Annotated in this window: 12 protein-coding genes and 3 pseudogenes; 6 read left to right on the forward strand and 9 right to left on the reverse strand. The window is 45.6% G+C overall.

Annotated elements, in window-relative coordinates; all coding sequences use genetic code 11:
* Positions 1-265: 265 nt before the first annotated feature.
* From purB to rluE, 6 genes are read right to left on the reverse strand one after another with little or no spacing between them, the layout of a single operon-like run.
* On the reverse strand, positions 266-1,636 hold the full coding sequence (gene purB / locus C2U43_RS10165) for an adenylosuccinate lyase (protein WP_003832400.1): 1,371 nt from the start codon (positions 1,634-1,636) through the stop codon (positions 266-268).
* 3 nt (positions 1,637-1,639) lie between these two features.
* Complete coding sequence (hflD, locus tag C2U43_RS10170; RefSeq protein ID WP_003832401.1) at positions 1,640-2,281, reverse strand: high frequency lysogenization protein HflD; 642 nt, start codon at positions 2,279-2,281, stop codon at positions 1,640-1,642.
* Between the two features lie 34 nt (positions 2,282-2,315).
* Positions 2,316-3,422 (reverse strand): tRNA 2-thiouridine(34) synthase MnmA, encoded by a 1,107-nt coding sequence (gene mnmA, locus C2U43_RS10175; RefSeq protein WP_003832402.1) that lies wholly within the window; start codon positions 3,420-3,422, stop codon positions 2,316-2,318.
* 53 nt (positions 3,423-3,475) lie between these two features.
* Entirely contained in the window at positions 3,476-3,937 is a 462-nt protein-coding gene (locus C2U43_RS10180; protein ID WP_008784446.1) for an NUDIX hydrolase, read from the reverse strand.
* 9 nt (positions 3,938-3,946) lie between these two features.
* Positions 3,947-4,876, reverse strand: coding sequence for a hypothetical protein (locus C2U43_RS10185; RefSeq protein WP_103285066.1), 930 nt, complete (start codon positions 4,874-4,876; stop codon positions 3,947-3,949).
* 44 nt (positions 4,877-4,920) lie between these two features.
* Positions 4,921-5,544, reverse strand: coding sequence for a 23S rRNA pseudouridine(2457) synthase RluE (gene rluE / locus C2U43_RS10190; RefSeq protein WP_003832405.1), 624 nt, complete (start codon positions 5,542-5,544; stop codon positions 4,921-4,923).
* Positions 5,545-5,746: 202 nt separating this feature from the next.
* Between rluE and icd the strand changes: the two genes are divergently transcribed.
* From icd to C2U43_RS10205, 3 genes are all read left to right on the forward strand, one after another.
* A complete protein-coding gene (gene icd, locus C2U43_RS10195) occupies positions 5,747-6,997 on the forward strand; it encodes an NADP-dependent isocitrate dehydrogenase (protein ID WP_103285067.1) in 1,251 nt (416 codons plus the stop codon).
* A 623-nt stretch (positions 6,998-7,620) separates the two neighbouring features.
* Positions 7,621-9,921: an SIR2 family protein gene (locus C2U43_RS10200; RefSeq protein WP_158654534.1), complete on the forward strand. Its 2,301-nt coding sequence runs from the start codon at positions 7,621-7,623 to the stop codon at positions 9,919-9,921.
* A gap of 569 nt (positions 9,922-10,490) precedes the next feature.
* Positions 10,491-11,207: an HNH endonuclease gene (locus tag C2U43_RS10205; RefSeq protein ID WP_045281728.1), complete on the forward strand. Its 717-nt coding sequence runs from the start codon at positions 10,491-10,493 to the stop codon at positions 11,205-11,207.
* A gap of 374 nt (positions 11,208-11,581) precedes the next feature.
* On the opposite strand, the gene C2U43_RS10215 is transcribed toward C2U43_RS10205, so the two are convergent.
* On the reverse strand, positions 11,582-11,923 hold the full coding sequence (locus C2U43_RS10215; RefSeq protein WP_231587310.1) for a hypothetical protein: 342 nt from the start codon (positions 11,921-11,923) through the stop codon (positions 11,582-11,584).
* Positions 11,924-12,073: 150 nt separating this feature from the next.
* Between C2U43_RS10215 and C2U43_RS10220 the strand changes: the two are divergent.
* Positions 12,074-12,241 (forward strand): annotated as a pseudogene (locus C2U43_RS10220) (isocitrate/isopropylmalate family dehydrogenase); the annotation flags it as partial.
* A 193-nt stretch (positions 12,242-12,434) separates the two neighbouring features.
* Positions 12,435-12,835: pseudogene (tnpA, locus tag C2U43_RS10230) on the forward strand (IS200/IS605 family transposase).
* 212 nt (positions 12,836-13,047) lie between these two features.
* Here the strand turns inward: tnpA and C2U43_RS10235 are convergent.
* Both C2U43_RS10235 and C2U43_RS10240 read right to left on the reverse strand, forming a co-directional pair.
* On the reverse strand, positions 13,048-13,452 hold the full coding sequence (locus C2U43_RS10235; protein ID WP_103285070.1) for a DUF1398 family protein: 405 nt from the start codon (positions 13,450-13,452) through the stop codon (positions 13,048-13,050).
* A gap of 151 nt (positions 13,453-13,603) precedes the next feature.
* Entirely contained in the window at positions 13,604-13,876 is a 273-nt protein-coding gene (locus C2U43_RS10240) for a hypothetical protein (RefSeq protein ID WP_063941461.1), read from the reverse strand.
* A 241-nt stretch (positions 13,877-14,117) separates the two neighbouring features.
* Here C2U43_RS10240 and C2U43_RS10245 point away from each other — a divergent pair.
* Positions 14,118-15,640 (forward strand): annotated as a pseudogene (locus C2U43_RS10245) (EAL domain-containing protein).
* The last annotated feature ends 156 nt before the right edge of the window (positions 15,641-15,796 follow it).

The raw sequence follows: 15,796 nt of genomic DNA on the forward strand, positions 1-15,796 counted from the left end.
AAATGGCTTACATTGCCCGCAATTGTCCAAGACGGTTTTTATTAACTGGTTGATTTTATGATAATTAACTGTATTTGCTGAATTTACAAAATCAATTTTATAGTCTAACGCTGATTATGTGGCTGTGGGGATAAACATTTAATAAACCGGGGGAAGGGATAATCTCGCAGGCAATAAAAAAGCCGGAAACGCTGATGCTTTCCGGCTTACTACGATATGAACGGAAGGCCGGAACAGGCGCAAGCGCGCTCCGGCATCAAACAGATTACTTCAGTTCATCAACCATGGTGATGGCGCGACCAATATAATTGGCAGGCGTCATTGCTTTCAGGCGAGTTTTCTCTTCTTCCGGCAGCGCCAGACCGTCGATAAACTGCTTCATACCTTCGGCGTCAACGCGCTTACCGCGGGTCAGCTCTTTCAGCTTTTCGTACGGCTTCTCAATACCGTAGCGACGCATCACGGTCTGAATCGGCTCTGCCAGAACTTCCCAGTTATGATCCAGTTCATCCAGCAGATGATCGCGGTTCACTTCCAGTTTGCTCACGCCTTTCAGCGTGGACTGATACGCGATCAGCGCATAGCCAATGCCTACGCCCAGGTTACGCAGAACGGTAGAGTCAGTCAGGTCACGCTGCCAACGGGAGACCGGCAGTTTGCTTGCCAGATGCTGCAGTACCGCGTTAGACAGACCCAGGTTACCCTCGGAGTTTTCGAAATCAATGGGGTTAACTTTGTGCGGCATGGTGGAAGAGCCAATTTCACCCGCGATGGTTTTCTGTTTGAAATGGTTCAGCGCCACGTAACCCCAGACATCGCGGTCAAAGTCGATCAGGATGGTGTTGAAACGGGCGATGCAGTCAAACAGCTCGGCAATGTAGTCGTGCGGCTCAATCTGCGTGGTGTACGGGTTCCACTGGATGCCCAGCGAGGTGACAAACTCTTCGCTGAACTGATGCCAGTCAACTTCCGGGTAAGCAGCGATGTGGGCATTATAGTTACCGACTGCACCATTGATTTTACCAAGAATTTCAACCTGGTTGAGCTGACGATACTGACGCTCCATACGGTAAGCCACGTTAGCCATTTCTTTGCCTAGCGTAGACGGGGTGGCTGGCTGACCGTGGGTACGGGAGAGCAGAGGAATATCGCGATACTGAACAGACAGATCTTTCACCGCGTCGATAAGCTTACGCCAGTACGGCAGAACCACTTCGTCGCGTGCGGTTTTCAGCATCAGCGCGTGAGACAGGTTGTTGATGTCTTCTGAGGTACACGCAAAGTGGATAAATTCGGAAACAGCATGCAGTTCCGGGATATCCGCCACTTTCTCTTTCAGGAAATACTCAACTGCCTTCACATCATGGTTGGTCGTACGCTCAATGGTTTTGATGCGCGCAGCATCTTCTTCATTGAAGTTAGCGACGATCGCATCAAGGAAACCGATTGCGTCGGCAGCAAAAGCAGGAACTTCCTTGATCGCTGCGTGCGCGGCCAGTTTTTGCAGCCAGCGTACTTCAACCTGTACACGGAATTTCAGCAAACCGTATTCGCTGAAAATCCCGCGCAGCGCGCTGACTTTATCGCCGTAGCGTCCATCGACAGGGGAAACGGCGGTCAGTGAGGATAATTCCATAGATCACAACTCCGGGGTTAAATGAGCAAGAATTTGTTTTGCCTGAGTCGTCAGGCGATTACGAGAAAACATGAGTTGCAGACGGCCTCCACCAACCTGATGCCAGAGCACGGCAGCACGGATGCCAGCCAGCAGCGAAGCGCGTACTTTAGCCTGTACCTGTGGGCTCTGAAGGATGGCCGGGGAACCCGTGACCTGAATACGCGGGCCGAGTGGGCTGATGACGTCAACATAAATGCCAGCCATCGCACTCATCAACGTTTCTGACTGCAAATCAAAATGGTCCAGTTGGCGCTGCAAGCCGCTGATACGGTCTCCCAGCGTGTCCATAGCGCCCTTGGCCGCTGACAGCTTACGCTCCAGCACCATCAGGCTTAGCGTATAGCGGGTGAGTTCCGCGTTCAGTCCCTGACGACTGCTGGCGTTCAGCACGCCAAGCAGCGTTTCTAGGCCAAGACGCAGGTTGGCTTCGCTGCCGCCAAACACGCCCAGCGTAGAGCTGGGATTCATGTCGATGACACTGTTCAGTGAAACGTGTAATGCATCGGCATCACAATGCCCCTGGTGCGCCAGTTCCTGCACCAGGCGTGCCGACTGGCAAATGCCTGCCAGGGCGAGGGTGATGTCATAATAATTCTTTGCCACGTTCACTGCTTCCTTGTATCAAATGTGTAAGTAATTATACCGGCAGAGGCAATCGTTGTTCGATAATGCCGCCGCCGAGGCACACTTCGCCATTGTAAAAGACAGCCGACTGACCCGGCGTGACCGCCGCGACTGGCTCGTCGAAAATGACTTCAATACGCTCAGCATCCAGTGCCTTAACGGTGCACGGAATGTCGGTCTGACGATAGCGGGTTTTCACCGTGCAGCGCATGGTGCCGGTGAACGGTTCGCGATCGACCCAATGCAGCTGTTGCGCCACCAGGCCAACGGACATCAGACGTGGATGTTCATGACCCTGAGCGACAACCAGAATGTTATTCTCAACGTCTTTATCCACCACATACCATGGATCTTCTGTCCCTTCTTTCGTTCCGCCAATACCCAGACCTTTACGCTGACCCAGAGTGTGGTACATCAGCCCCTGATGCTGGCCAATCTCTTCGCCGTCAACGGTGATGATTTTGCCTGGCTGAGCCGGCAGATAACGACCAAGAAACTCGCGGAACTTACGTTCGCCAATGAAGCAGATGCCGGTGGAGTCTTTTTTCTTGGCCGTAATCAGACCAAGATCTTCGGCAATTTTACGCACCTGCGGTTTTTCCAGTTCGCCGACCGGGAACAGGCTTTGTGCGATTTGCTCATGGCCGAGCGTATAGAGGAAATAACTCTGGTCTTTATTGCCATCGAGCCCACGCAGCAGGCGGCTTTTGCCGTCGACATCCGCGCGACGCACGTAGTGACCGGTGGCGATGTAATCGGCACCTAAATCTTCGGCGGCAAACTCAAGGAAGGCTTTAAACTTAATTTCTTTATTGCACAGAATATCCGGGTTCGGCGTACGGCCCGCTTTGTACTCTTCAAGGAACAGTTCAAAGACATTGTCCCAGTATTCTGCGGCAAAGTTGACGGTATGCAGTTCAATGCCGAGTTTGTCACAGACAGCCTGCGCATCCGCAAGGTCGGCGGCCGCTGTGCAGTATTCCTCGCCATCGTCCTCTTCCCAGTTCTTCATGAACAGGCCTTCTACCTGATAGCCCTGTTGTTGTAACAGCCAGGCAGAAACGGAGGAATCGACACCGCCGGACATGCCGACGATCACTTTTTTTGGGCTTTCAGACATAGGAATACTCACGACATTGAACTTCAAGGCGGCATATTCTAGCACGCAGCCCTTTACTTGACACCCTCTGTAAACGGCCAGTTAAATTCGCCGATCATGGCTAGTGGGTAGCGCTGTCCGCTCTGATAACAGCGAATACTCTCCGCAACCAACGGCGAACGCAGGTTTGGCGCAGAGAAAATCTCTTCTGCGCTGACCCAACGACAGCAATCTATATCGCTGTCATGGGGTTCTGTAGCGCACATATTGGCAAGCTCGATAGAGAAAAGAAAACGCAAAAAGGGCGTTCTGTCTGGCGCAATCCATTGATGCATACGAATGAAATGCTGCGGCTGCGCTTTAATGCCCGTTTCTTCCCACAGTTCGCGTGCTGCGGCTTGCACCAGCGTTTCATCGGCTTCCAGGTGTCCTGCAGGCTGATTCCACAAGGCTTTGCCATTGATCGTTTCTTCAACGACTAAGAATTTATCTTCTGCATGCACAATGCAGGCGACCGTGACGTGCGGTTTGAACATGTTTCCCCCTTATTCCTCAGCAAATCCTTCGGCAACATCTGGCCAGCGAATTTCACCGCTGGCCTTGTCAATACTGATATAAGCCACGGGAGGTGACGTTTGTGGGTCGGCCCCTCCACGGCACAATGCGGTTTGATGATCCTCGCGCACGATAATCTCAATGGCCTTTTTAGCATTCCAGCTTTCATAAAAGATACATTGGTGGTCGTGACGTAGCCCAAGGGTGGCGACTCTCGTTGCTTTTTCTGTCGACAGCGGGTTGATGTCGTCGCGATAGTGGTCACCGCTGTTTATAGCCTGTAACTGCGACTTTTTTAACCAACCGCGTATAATTTGACGATCGGTGGTGTAATAGACCGCTTCCATAAAATCATCGTTGGATTGTTCTTGTACAGAGACGAGGTCGCCGGGCACTAAAAATACGGACGGGCTGCGACACTGTTCGGTTGGCATCGCATAGAACCATGCGCGGGTGTCTCCTGTTACCTGATAGTGGTTTGTGGAGGAGGAGGGTAAGAACCCGCGCTGCGACATCGCTTTATTTGCCCATGTCTGGCAAGACGCGCTTACTGCAAGCGGACTGGATAACGGCGTTAATCCATCTACCGAGACCCAGCCGGTGGCGAAGGTTCCTTTAGCGTCCCGATAACGTACGTAACTATAAGGCTCATCTTTGGAAAGCATGCCCGTGCTTTTGTAGCGCTGTGAACTCCTGAGTACCTCGACGGTGTCGCCATTGACCATGAACGCGGGGAGTTGACACTCTGTTGCTGGTGCAGAATAGAAATGCAGGCGTGAGTCGGTTTTTACTTTGGCAGACTCATAAAGGTAGTTTGCCTCTCCGGCTGCTGTTCCGGCAATTGTCTCACAGTCCAGTTTTGCTGAACAAAACGGTGACACGCCGAGCAGGATGAATGCTGCAAAAAGCTGCTTATCCATTTTTTATCATTCTTCCCTGTTAACACTCACGTTAAACCGTACGGTTACGATTTCAGTTCCCGCCACTCGCCGTTAGCAAGATTTTCCAGCGTGTAATCCCCCATGGCATAGCGGATGAGGCGCAGCGTAGGAAATCCAACATGCGCTGTCATACGACGTACCTGACGGTTGCGGCCTTCATATAAGGTAACTTTCAACCAGCTGGTGGGAATGTTTTTCCTTTCCCGAATCGGTGGATTTCTCGGCCACAGCCATACGGGTTCCTCCACTACTTCAATGCCTGCGGGTAGAGTGGGGCCATCATTGAGCGTTACTCCGTTACGCAGGGCGTCCAGCGCTTCTGCTGTCGGCTCACCTTCAACTTGGACGTAATAAATTTTCCCGGTACGCTTACCGGGTTGCGTTAACCGCGCCTGCAGAGCGCCGTCATTGGTCAGCACCAAAAGCCCTTCGCTGTCCCGGTCGAGTCGGCCCGCCGCATAAATTCCCGGCACGGGAATAAAATCTTTTAACGTGCTTCTGCCAGCCTCGTCAGTAAATTGTGGCAAAACATCGTAGGGTTTATTGAACAAAACCACGCGTTTTGGCTGGTTTTCTTTACGCTGCTTAGTGACTTGTCGTGAGCTGAATCGCTCAACCCGGTGATTTCTAAAAGAAGTTTTTTGCATGGTATTTTCAGATTATATCAATTGCCGCATTATAGCCTAAGAACGAGTGTCTTTCATGGCGGCGAACAATAGGGTAGTATTGACACGCTCATTACAAATCATTAACAAAAAGTTGCTCTAACGCATCCGTGTAGCAGGACGCAAACGCACATGCAGCGTGATGACAGACGAGCAGAACCAGAAGCGCTCGAAGGAGAGGTGAATGGAAAGCAAAGTAGTTGTTCCGGCGGAAGGTAAGAAGATCACCCTGCAAAACGGCAAACTCAACGTTCCTGAAAATCCGATTATCCCGTTCATTGAAGGCGACGGTATCGGCGTTGATGTAACCCCACCGATGATCAAAGTTGTCGATGCTGCTGTCGAGAAAGCCTATAAAGGCGAGCGTAAAATCTCCTGGATGGAAATCTACACCGGCGAGAAATCCACTCAGGTTTATGGCCAGGACGTCTGGCTGCCTGCTGAAACCTTAGATCTGATTCGTGAATATCGTGTTGCCATTAAAGGCCCTCTGACCACCCCTGTTGGCGGCGGTATTCGCTCTCTGAACGTAGCTCTGCGTCAGGAACTTGACCTGTATGTCTGCCTGCGTCCGGTGCGTTATTATCAGGGCACACCAAGCCCGGTTAAACACCCTGAACTGACCGACATGGTCATCTTCCGCGAAAACTCCGAAGACATCTACGCGGGTATCGAGTGGAAAGCTGACTCTGCCGATGCTGAGAAAGTGATTAAATTTCTGCGCGAAGAGATGGGCGTGAAGAAAATCCGCTTCCCGGAACATTGCGGTATTGGTATCAAACCGTGTTCTGAAGAAGGGACTAAACGTCTGGTGCGTGCAGCGATTGAATACGCCATCGCCAACGATCGTGATTCAGTTACCCTGGTACACAAAGGCAACATCATGAAGTTCACCGAAGGCGCGTTCAAAGACTGGGGTTACCAGTTAGCGCGTGAAGAATTCGGTGGTGAACTGATCGACGGCGGTCCATGGGTGAAAATCAAGAACCCGAAAACCGGTAAAGAGATCGTGGTTAAGGACGTTATCGCCGATGCGTTCCTGCAACAGATCCTGCTGCGTCCGGCTGAGTATGACGTGATTGCCTGTATGAACCTGAACGGTGACTACATCTCCGATGCGCTGGCCGCACAGGTTGGTGGTATTGGTATCGCGCCGGGTGCAAACATTGGTGACGAATGCGCTCTGTTCGAAGCAACCCACGGTACTGCACCGAAGTATGCAGGTCAGGATAAAGTGAACCCAGGTTCCATCATTCTGTCTGCTGAAATGATGTTACGCCACATGGGTTGGATCGAAGCGGCTGATTTAATTGTTAAAGGTATGGAAGGCGCGATCAACGCCAAGACCGTAACTTACGATTTCGAACGTCTGATGGAAGGCGCTAAACTGCTGAAATGTAGCGAGTTTGGCGACGCAATCATCGAAAACATGTAATGCGGTAATTTGTTAAATTCATTAACGGGAGCGTAACGCTCCCGTTGTTTTTTGTTAGGCTGCTAACGGTTATCAAAATTTTATCAAAATAAGTTATCAAAACCCCCTTGGGAGTTTGGAGTAGGATGGTCGGTCAGATGCCAGTTCTACTGCCAGGTCCCCATTTGACATTCTTCAGCTTTTTATTATTTCTGGTACACGCTTGTTAATGTTTAGGTCCGTTCTGTGCCAGAAGCGGACGTTGATGACATAGCAGTGTGTTAAACAACCGCAAACAGGTCAGTCAGTTGGTGATGGGTATGAGTTGTCAAAAGTTGTCGCCCGCCATCACCGCCAGAGGCGATTCTTGACTGTACGAACTCGAAGTTATAATGTCTTCAATGTGTGTTTTTAACTTTACGGACAGAATTAACATTGTTATTAGGTGATATGATTTAGATACGATAAAGCATTGTATTTCAATTGGTTGTGTTATTTTTAAATCCTGCCAATCAACATTTGAAAGTTCGTAAAATAAAGGATAAAGTTAAAATCATAGGCTTTTCTGACCAGAAGTTTCACTAAAATCAATGCTATCTCTTAAAATAAAGCCTCAACTTCTAAACAAATATAGGGAATCTCTAATGGAAATTGAAAGTAAAAATACTTTTGAGCGAGTTTTGCGAGAAGGTATTAATGTTTTTACCGGGGCTGGGTTTTCTGTTTTAGCTTCTGATAAAAATGGGGAAATACTTCCGATTGGTGATGGGCTTAGAAAGGAAATTATCAGAGAGTTTCCAGGTTCTCCATCCATACTACAGCTACCTCAATTGTGTACTTTAATCTCTAGATCCAGGAGAGAGGACCTTTACCGTTACATACGAGCTAGATATGAAGTTGGCGATTTTAGTTCTAAATATCAGCAATTGGCGAATGTAAACATTAAGAATATATTTACTACAAATATAGATAATCTTGTAGAGAAAATATTCAAAGGAAATCCTCATAAATATGTTAATAATGCAATGTTTAATGGCGTAAGCTTTAGAGATAAGATTGCTATAGATTATTTTTATTTACATGGGTCGGTCAGTGATCCTGAGTCTCATTTAATATTTGGTGACCTTGATATTGCTAATGCTTTTTCAACTGAACCAACAAAGTGGAATTATTTAAAATCTGTAATGAATAAATTCCCAACTGTTTTTTGGGGGTATGCACTAAAGGATGCGGGAACTTTACAGGTATTTGCAGATGCACTGAATGATAAAAACAGGAAAAATGCTTGGATAATTGTACACCCTAAGTTTGTTGATGAGGGTGAGATTGAATATTATCAATCATTAGACCTTAAGATAATACGTGCAGATACAGAGGAGTTTTTAGATTATTTATCTAGCTTCGAAGGCATTGATTCCGTTGATGGTACAATTAATAAGTATCAAAATCCGTTTATGGAATATTCTGTACCGTCTCATTCAGAAATAGAAAGACGGTCAATTAATGACTTTTACCAAGGGGCCAATCCCTCCTGGAGTGATATTTATTCATCTCGCGTAATTAGATTGAGTTATTATTCAATTGTTGAGGAATATATAAATAGCGGGAAGAATATACTAATTACAGGCGGGCCTGCTACAGGGAAATCAACCCTATTAATGCAGTTGGCAGCATTTCATGACTTTAATGGCGTCAAATTATTTCTCTCGGATATATCTATAACTAAAGCTGAAACTCTAGCTGCAAGATTAAAAGATATTCCAGTTCTTCTGTTTGTAGATAACATGCAAACTTCAATGGATGCTCTTAATAACCTTTCTCTCAAGTCAAATATTAAATTAGTTATAGCTGAAAGAGATTATGCTTACCTCTCAGCTTCTAGGGCAAACTTTTTAAGGAAAAACATCGAGATAATTGATATCACTCAAATAACTGATGCTGATTGCCAAGGGATTACGGATAATATACCAGTGGATTTAAAATCAAGAAAATTTTATAATAAGAAAGATGGCGATTCATTATTTGAATTAATTGAGCATAACTGTCGCACTCCAAGTATTAAAGAAAGATTTAAGAATGTTCTGAATGAATTAAAGAAGAGGGATGAGAAGTTAGTGCAACTATTTTTGCTGGCTTGCTACCTTCATAATAGCCGAAGCGTGACATCAATGGATGTTATTTACAGTTATTTCCAAGGGGAACGTGTTGGGCATGAAGAAATATATGCTTTAATACAGATATTGAGTAGTTGCTTATCTGAGAACGTTGGTGAATATTCTGATAGTGATCAGGATTGCTTCTCAATTCGCTCAAACCTACTGGCGGAACATATTACAACTATAGCTCCAGAAAAAGAACTTGCTTGTATGTTAGTTAACTTCCATAATAATGTATCACGTTTTTGTATTCCTAATTATGATGCTTTTAAAAGACGCGCTTATGATGCCAGGTTATTTGAAAAAGCATTTCCAGAAACCAATGATGGTGAGGAAATATATGATATTATCTTTAGAAAACATGCTTCCCCCTTTAACTTGCAGCAGAAAGCGCTCTATTTGAGTAGAAGAGGTAATCATGAAAGAGCATTTATTGTTATTGATGAGGCCATAGCGAAAAGTGGAAGCGGTAACTGGTCTGTCAGAAACTCTTACGCGATTATTAAGTTTAAAGCAAATATTGGCAGAGCGGATTCAAATGATGTTAGAAAAGCATTGGATGAAAGTATGGAGTCGTTAGAGCAATGTCATGATGCTGATTTAAGAAAGGCATTTCATGCTATGTCATATGCAGATCAGTCCCTGAAGTATTGGAGAAAATATAGGGATGATACGGCTCGAGGATATCTTAGAAAGTCCAAAGAATGGCTGGGAGAAGAGGCCGATAAAGATAATAAAATTGGAAATGTCGGAAGACTCCTAAAACAAATCAATAAGTCTTTAGGATAAATAAAAACCGCCATTAAAGCAAGTTTGTTTGTATGCCTAATGGCGGTTTTTAACATTAACATATAATACTTGACCAAATATTGGTGTTCATTTTAGTTTAAAGCTGTAGAAAATTTTTTAAATAGACTTAAGAAAAATCTAAGTGACTAATGATCACTTTATGCAGGGTGCATAAAATCAGTTAAGGATACTCTCAGGGATTTAGTGCGATTACAATCTCATAACCCCCTTTTGAATCTGTGTTTTCTTACTCTGATCTTTTCATATTATCACCAAAATTAACCAACCAGCCCCTGATTACTACCCAACTGTATAACGGCAATCTTTACATATAGTCCTGACCAACCACTAACAACTGTAGTGAATAGCTAAATTTGGTTACTATAACAGATATGTCAATGTTCGCTTCTCGCTCACAGCGGACCTTAAGCTCAGTATGTCAGCCCGCTTTGTGCCAGGAGCGGAACTTGCTTACATCATGCTATGTTAGTTTGCTGGGAGCAGGTCAAAGATGTTCACCGCGCCTATGCTTCAGCAACACCTTCCAGAACTTTTCAAGGAATAGAGAAATGGCTCGTAAGTATGTTTATGGTGATAAACCAATCCGCACAACAACCGCTGAGATAGTTGAAAACGAGTTTGCTGGAAAAGCTACGGCTGCTCAGGTCGATGCAATTTTAAAGAAAAGATTTCCACATTACAAAGACAATACTTATTTGAATCTGATAGTTAACGCAGTTAACTGCAATCGTGGTCACTGGAGTTTTAACAGGACTGCCAGACGAACAGATGATGCCACCCATCGCCACCATGAATATGATCGACTTTTCAAGCGCGGAAACGTTTTCGAGGTCTATGATTCCGCACTTCATGGTGTTTTTGAAATCTATGAAGCTTCAGACGGCAAATGGCTAACACGTCCGGTTAAAAGTGAGTTTGAAAAGGCCATAGAAACAGCGTCTCAACTTACCTCAGAACAACGTAGAGAGAAGCTGGCTACAGCCAACACCACGCCAGAAAGGGTCATTATAAAGAGCTATACCTTCAAGCGTAATCCCCTCGTTGTAGCAGAGGTATTAGCCTTAGCTGGAGGTAAGTGTCAAAGCTGCCTACGTGATGCACCATTCAAGCGGGAAGATGGTAGACCGTATCTTGAAGTGCATCATGTGGAGTGGCTTGCTAACGGTGGAGAAGACTCTGTTGAAAATGCTATCGCACTCTGTCCGAACTGTCACCGCGAAGCACACTACGGCACGCTTGTGTTGAAGCCGACTAACATTAAGTAGTCTTCTTATAGCCCTCAACGTCTGCACTTCGCTCATAGCAGACGCTCACATAAGTTATGGCTAAAAAGCAGGAATGAGGGGAAGGTGACAGGCTATGGTGAAAGAAAAGTGGGCTGCTGTTTGTGGTCGCATTGAGCGTGGCGAATGAGGCAAAGGAGCAAAAACAAAAAAGCCCGCATCAGCGAGCTTTCATGTCACTCTGGAGCCACGGCTCCTTTGTGTATCCTTTTTTGCCCCATCACCGTCTGGTCGGTGTCCTGCTGAGACTGCTAACTTCCTGTTATTGCTGGTGATGTACTATCACTGTCCAATCATGATTGGTGGAGCAGGCGGGAGTTGAACCCACTGCCGGTATGAAGAACATAGAACATGAATTATTGTTTCAAAATTGCCTCAGCCATTGCTCTCAGACGTTCAATTTGAACGTTTATTTCCGAAACAATTTCTTCAGGCTTCAGCCCCTTGTTAGATTGCACAAAATCTCTAATTTGCATCATTTGATGTGCACGAATTTCTAATTCGCTATAAATACTTAGCTCGTCAGGATCATCTGGCGATTGTTCACCTGTTTCAAATTCTACATAGGTATGTGGCGGATTGTGATAAACACGAGAAATAGGGGTCGGCCACCATTCCTCACCGGTCACTACGTCCGCATCGAATGGCACAGTTTTGTCAATTTCCATTAATTTCTGAATGAGAACAGAAGTTTTCAAGCGAACCTCCATTTAGCCCTAAAGTGGTTATCAAAATGCTACGTAAACTATACAAAATCAGTGAGTTATCGTGAAGGTAAAAAAACAAGTTTAGATACTTGCTAAGCATAAAATCGTTTTAATTCAATTGGATATAATAAATTGCTAAATCTACTGTTACGCCACATGGGTTGGGTCGAAGCGGCTGACCTGATTGTTAAAGGTATGGAAGGCGCGATTAACGCCAAGACCGTAACCTATGACTTCGAACGTCTGATGGACGGTGCTAAGTTGCTGAAATGTTCAGAGTTTGGTGACGCGATCATCGAAAACATGTAATCCAGACCTTGGGTTGTATGAGAACGGGAGCCGAGAGGTTCCCGTTTTTTTGTGCACAGAAAACCCCCAGCTAGACTGGGGGGCCGGAAAGCTTTCAGCTTTGGGCCAGTTATTAAAACCCTTTTTGATTTGTTAAAACACCTTGCGGTCTGGCAACTGCAAGGGTTAAACAAGAAATCAAAAGAGGGTCCCAATGGGAGACGAAAAGAACTTAGCGCACACCCGATGGAACTGTAAATATCACATAGTTTTTGGGCCCAAATACCGAAGACAAGCATTCTACGGGGAGAAAGGTAGGGCGATAGGCAGCATCTTAAGAAAGCTGTGTGAGTGAAAAACGTGCGGATCCTGGAATAGGAGTGCTGTGCAGATCGTATCCATATGCTTATGGAAATCCTGCCCAAAATGAGCGTATCCGGCTTTATGGGGTATCTGAAAGGGAAAAGCAGTCTGATGTTGTATGAGCAGTTTGGTGATATGAAGTTTAAATACAGGAACAGGGAGTTCTGGTGCAGAGGTTACTACGTCGACATGGTAGGTAAGAACACGGCGAAGATAACTACCTGCAGGAGTACATCAGGACGCAATGCCTGAATTAACTGAGCCAGCTTAATTGCGGATTTCATATACCTGGGTGTCCAATCAATTAAGCACAGTACAGTGACATAATCATGCGTCATGTCGCCGCAGTGTTCCGCATTAACTATGACTGTAGCCCGATGTGGTGATCCTTCACGCGGGTTTGTCCCTTAAGCCAGCTTCTACGGTGCTGAGTGGAAGAAACCGGACTACTAGTTCAACTATCATTATATTAATGGATTATTGTTCTCAACATCTTCCATGTATAAAAGCGTATCGTCAACAGAGTAGTAATGCCGTTTGTTATCATTGACATCCGTAACCCATCGGAAAACGCCAGCATTGACAAGTGTTGCAGTATATTCACGAAATGTGGATTTCCCGGAATAATGAATCTGGGCTGCTTTTTTTACTTGTTCCGGGTTCTTATTTGTACTGACTTTCAATAAGTCTCTTTTCCCTCTTATTAATATTACTTCATCATTTTCTGTCACAACTCTGATGTTATCAGTAGCCAGGTAGTAAATATAATAAGCAATATTCTGGCGTTTTAGTTCAGAGTAAAACCACGGAAAGTTATGTTCCTTTCTCACTTGCTCAAACATCTTTTCAAGAACATCAACCTGATCCATCAGGGTTATAACCTATTGTTAGTCATGAGAGCGTATAGTGTGCACGAACGGCTTTATCACTTCAATCTGGTCTGACTTCTTGGTGCGGACAGCAAAGCCATGAGAGCAATTGCGCACAGCCCATATACGCGTGCGCACCCGGTGCGTGCAATTATTCTTTTGCTGAAAGTTTGTACGGAAATACATGTAGAGCGTTGGCTGCGATGGGGTAAACGCCCAGGCCTTCTGTTCTGGCTTTGATTTCCTCGAAAGAGAGTGAAGGGGAGGGTTCTCGTCCGCCCCACAGATTAATGCCTTCAGGAACATCGTCCCGGCTGTACTCCTCGGCGATCTCGATGGTTCCGCCACTATTCAATTCGATGACAACGCTTTTTCCGTCAACAGGAATCAGGTTACCGTCATTGTCTGTGATAAAGATTTTCATTTGATTACCTCTTATTAGTTCATTCCAATGATAGCAAAATTGGATGAGGTGCAACGCCGGTTTTGTACTGCAAATTTCAGTAATGATTTTATCAATAAATTAGTAAGTTACGTTGTTATTGAGGAAATGTGACTGGGCGCATGGCGACTTTTGTTTCTGTCTACCATGCTCTGTAGAGATAAATTAGAACACGTCAATGCTCATCGCAACGACTGATCAGTTTTCACCACAGGACATGAGAATGCGCAAAGCACTTTTACCGGTAACTGCTGCGGTGTGTCTTTTTTTAATCGGTGTTTTTATTCTTAATATGCAGCTTTGGTATTCCTCCTCGATGGAAACCCTCGGGGGGCCAGATATGCCGCGAAAAATATGGATAACATACTTGATGAAGCTTTCCAGGCAACCCGTACCGCTATGCACATCGCTGAAAAAAAATGCGATTTGGAGGGACAATACCAACTTGGAACCGAAGCTGCGCTCCGACCCCATTTGCGAACGCTGATAATTATTCGACAGGGGAAGGTTTGGTGTACCTCTTTGCCGGGTAATCGGATATTACTTAAGCATATTCCCGTTATAGCTGATACTAATTTACAACTGACTCCCGCAAGCAATACCGAGAATGAAATACCAGTTCTGCTGTATCAAACACGTTTTCACACAGGCCGTATCATCGTCACCATAAGTGGCGTGCATATCCGAGGGGCACTGAATGTCCCGTTAGCGGGAGTAACGTACTCGTTGCTTGTGGGTGACGCAGTACTCGGTTTATTGGGCGATGTGAAACCTGTTGCTGCAAATGCGCAGAAGTTTGGCCAAGTGAATTCCGCGAAATATTCCTTCAGCATCATTTACGCTGAACCACCATTGTTTAGTGCTAAAAGGCTGATCAGGCATGGTTTAGGGATCCTGATTTTTATCCTACTGATATCGCTCGCCGCCGCATATGCCATTGATAAGTATCTGAACAAGAACGATACCCCTGAAGAAACGTTGCGCAGGGCGATAGTAAAAGGAGAGATCGTGCCTTTTTATCAACCTATCGTAAATGGTCGCGAGGGGACGTTACGCGGTGTTGAAGTGCTGGCCCGATGGAAACATCCTAAGGCCGGGTATATTTCTCCTGCTTCCTTCATTCCCGTCGCTGAAAAATCAGGCCTGATAGTGCCACTAACTCAAAGCCTGATGAGGCAGGTCGCGGAAAACATGAACGCCATTGCCAGCAAACTGCCATCCGGCTTCCATGTCGGCATTAACTTCAGCGCATCCCATATCACATCCCCTACATTCGTGCAGGAGTGCCTGCATTACAGGGATAGTTTTAACCGCGATGACCTCAATCTGGTAATCGAAGTTACTGAGCGCGAGCCGTTAGATGTGGATGAAGATCTTGTGCAAAGGCTCAATACCTTGCATGAGAATGGCTTTGTGATTGCGCTGGATGATTTTGGTACGGGCTATTCTGGGCTTTCTTATTTGCATGACCTGCACATTGATTACATTAAAATCGATCAGAGCTTTGTGGGAAGGGTAAATGAGCTTCCCGATTCAACCCGAATTTTGGATTGCGTCCTCGATTTGGCGCGCAAGCTGTCTTTAAGCATCGTTGCAGAAGGGGTTGAAACGAAGGCTCAGCTCGATTATCTCAACAAAAACAACATTGTTTTCCTGCAAGGGTACTATTTCTATAAACCAGTAACCTTCACTGAGTTCGTCATGATTCTGCTGTCAAAGCCTAAAGTGAAGGTTTTTGTCGAATAACTACAAGATAACCTTATTGATCAAAAGTGAGCATGAAATCTGCTTCGGTAGCAAAAATCCGACGATTATCTTTATCGTGAGACAAATCTCAGATTCTGTTAGTTAAAATCTATACCCTTATCGATGTGGTGGTTATTTATGTTTTCATATACAGCA

It is taken from the genome of Citrobacter freundii complex sp. CFNIH9 (genome assembly GCF_002903305.1).
Taxonomy (GTDB): Bacteria; Pseudomonadota; Gammaproteobacteria; order Enterobacterales; family Enterobacteriaceae; genus Citrobacter; species Citrobacter portucalensis.

Bases quoted from the DNA above. Each gene is read 5' to 3' on its own strand.
- rluE (WP_003832405.1), bottom strand. From the start codon at position 5,544: ATGCAAAAAACTTCTTTTAGAAATCACCGGGTTGAGCGATTCAGCTCA.
- C2U43_RS10200 (WP_158654534.1), top strand. From the start codon at position 7,621: ATGGAAATTGAAAGTAAAAATACTTTTGAGCGAGTTTTGCGAGAAGGT.
- icd (WP_103285067.1), top strand. From the start codon at position 5,747: ATGGAAAGCAAAGTAGTTGTTCCGGCGGAAGGTAAGAAGATCACCCTG.
- purB (WP_003832400.1), bottom strand. From the start codon at position 1,636: ATGGAATTATCCTCACTGACCGCCGTTTCCCCTGTCGATGGACGCTAC.
- C2U43_RS10180 (WP_008784446.1), bottom strand. From the start codon at position 3,937: ATGTTCAAACCGCACGTCACGGTCGCCTGCATTGTGCATGCAGAAGAT.
- C2U43_RS10185 (WP_103285066.1), bottom strand. From the start codon at position 4,876: ATGGATAAGCAGCTTTTTGCAGCATTCATCCTGCTCGGCGTGTCACCG.
- C2U43_RS10240 (WP_063941461.1), bottom strand. From the start codon at position 13,876: ATGAAAATCTTTATCACAGACAATGACGGTAACCTGATTCCTGTTGAC.
- mnmA (WP_003832402.1), bottom strand. From the start codon at position 3,422: ATGTCTGAAAGCCCAAAAAAAGTGATCGTCGGCATGTCCGGCGGTGTC.
- C2U43_RS10205 (WP_045281728.1), top strand. From the start codon at position 10,491: ATGGCTCGTAAGTATGTTTATGGTGATAAACCAATCCGCACAACAACC.
- C2U43_RS10235 (WP_103285070.1), bottom strand. From the start codon at position 13,452: ATGGATCAGGTTGATGTTCTTGAAAAGATGTTTGAGCAAGTGAGAAAG.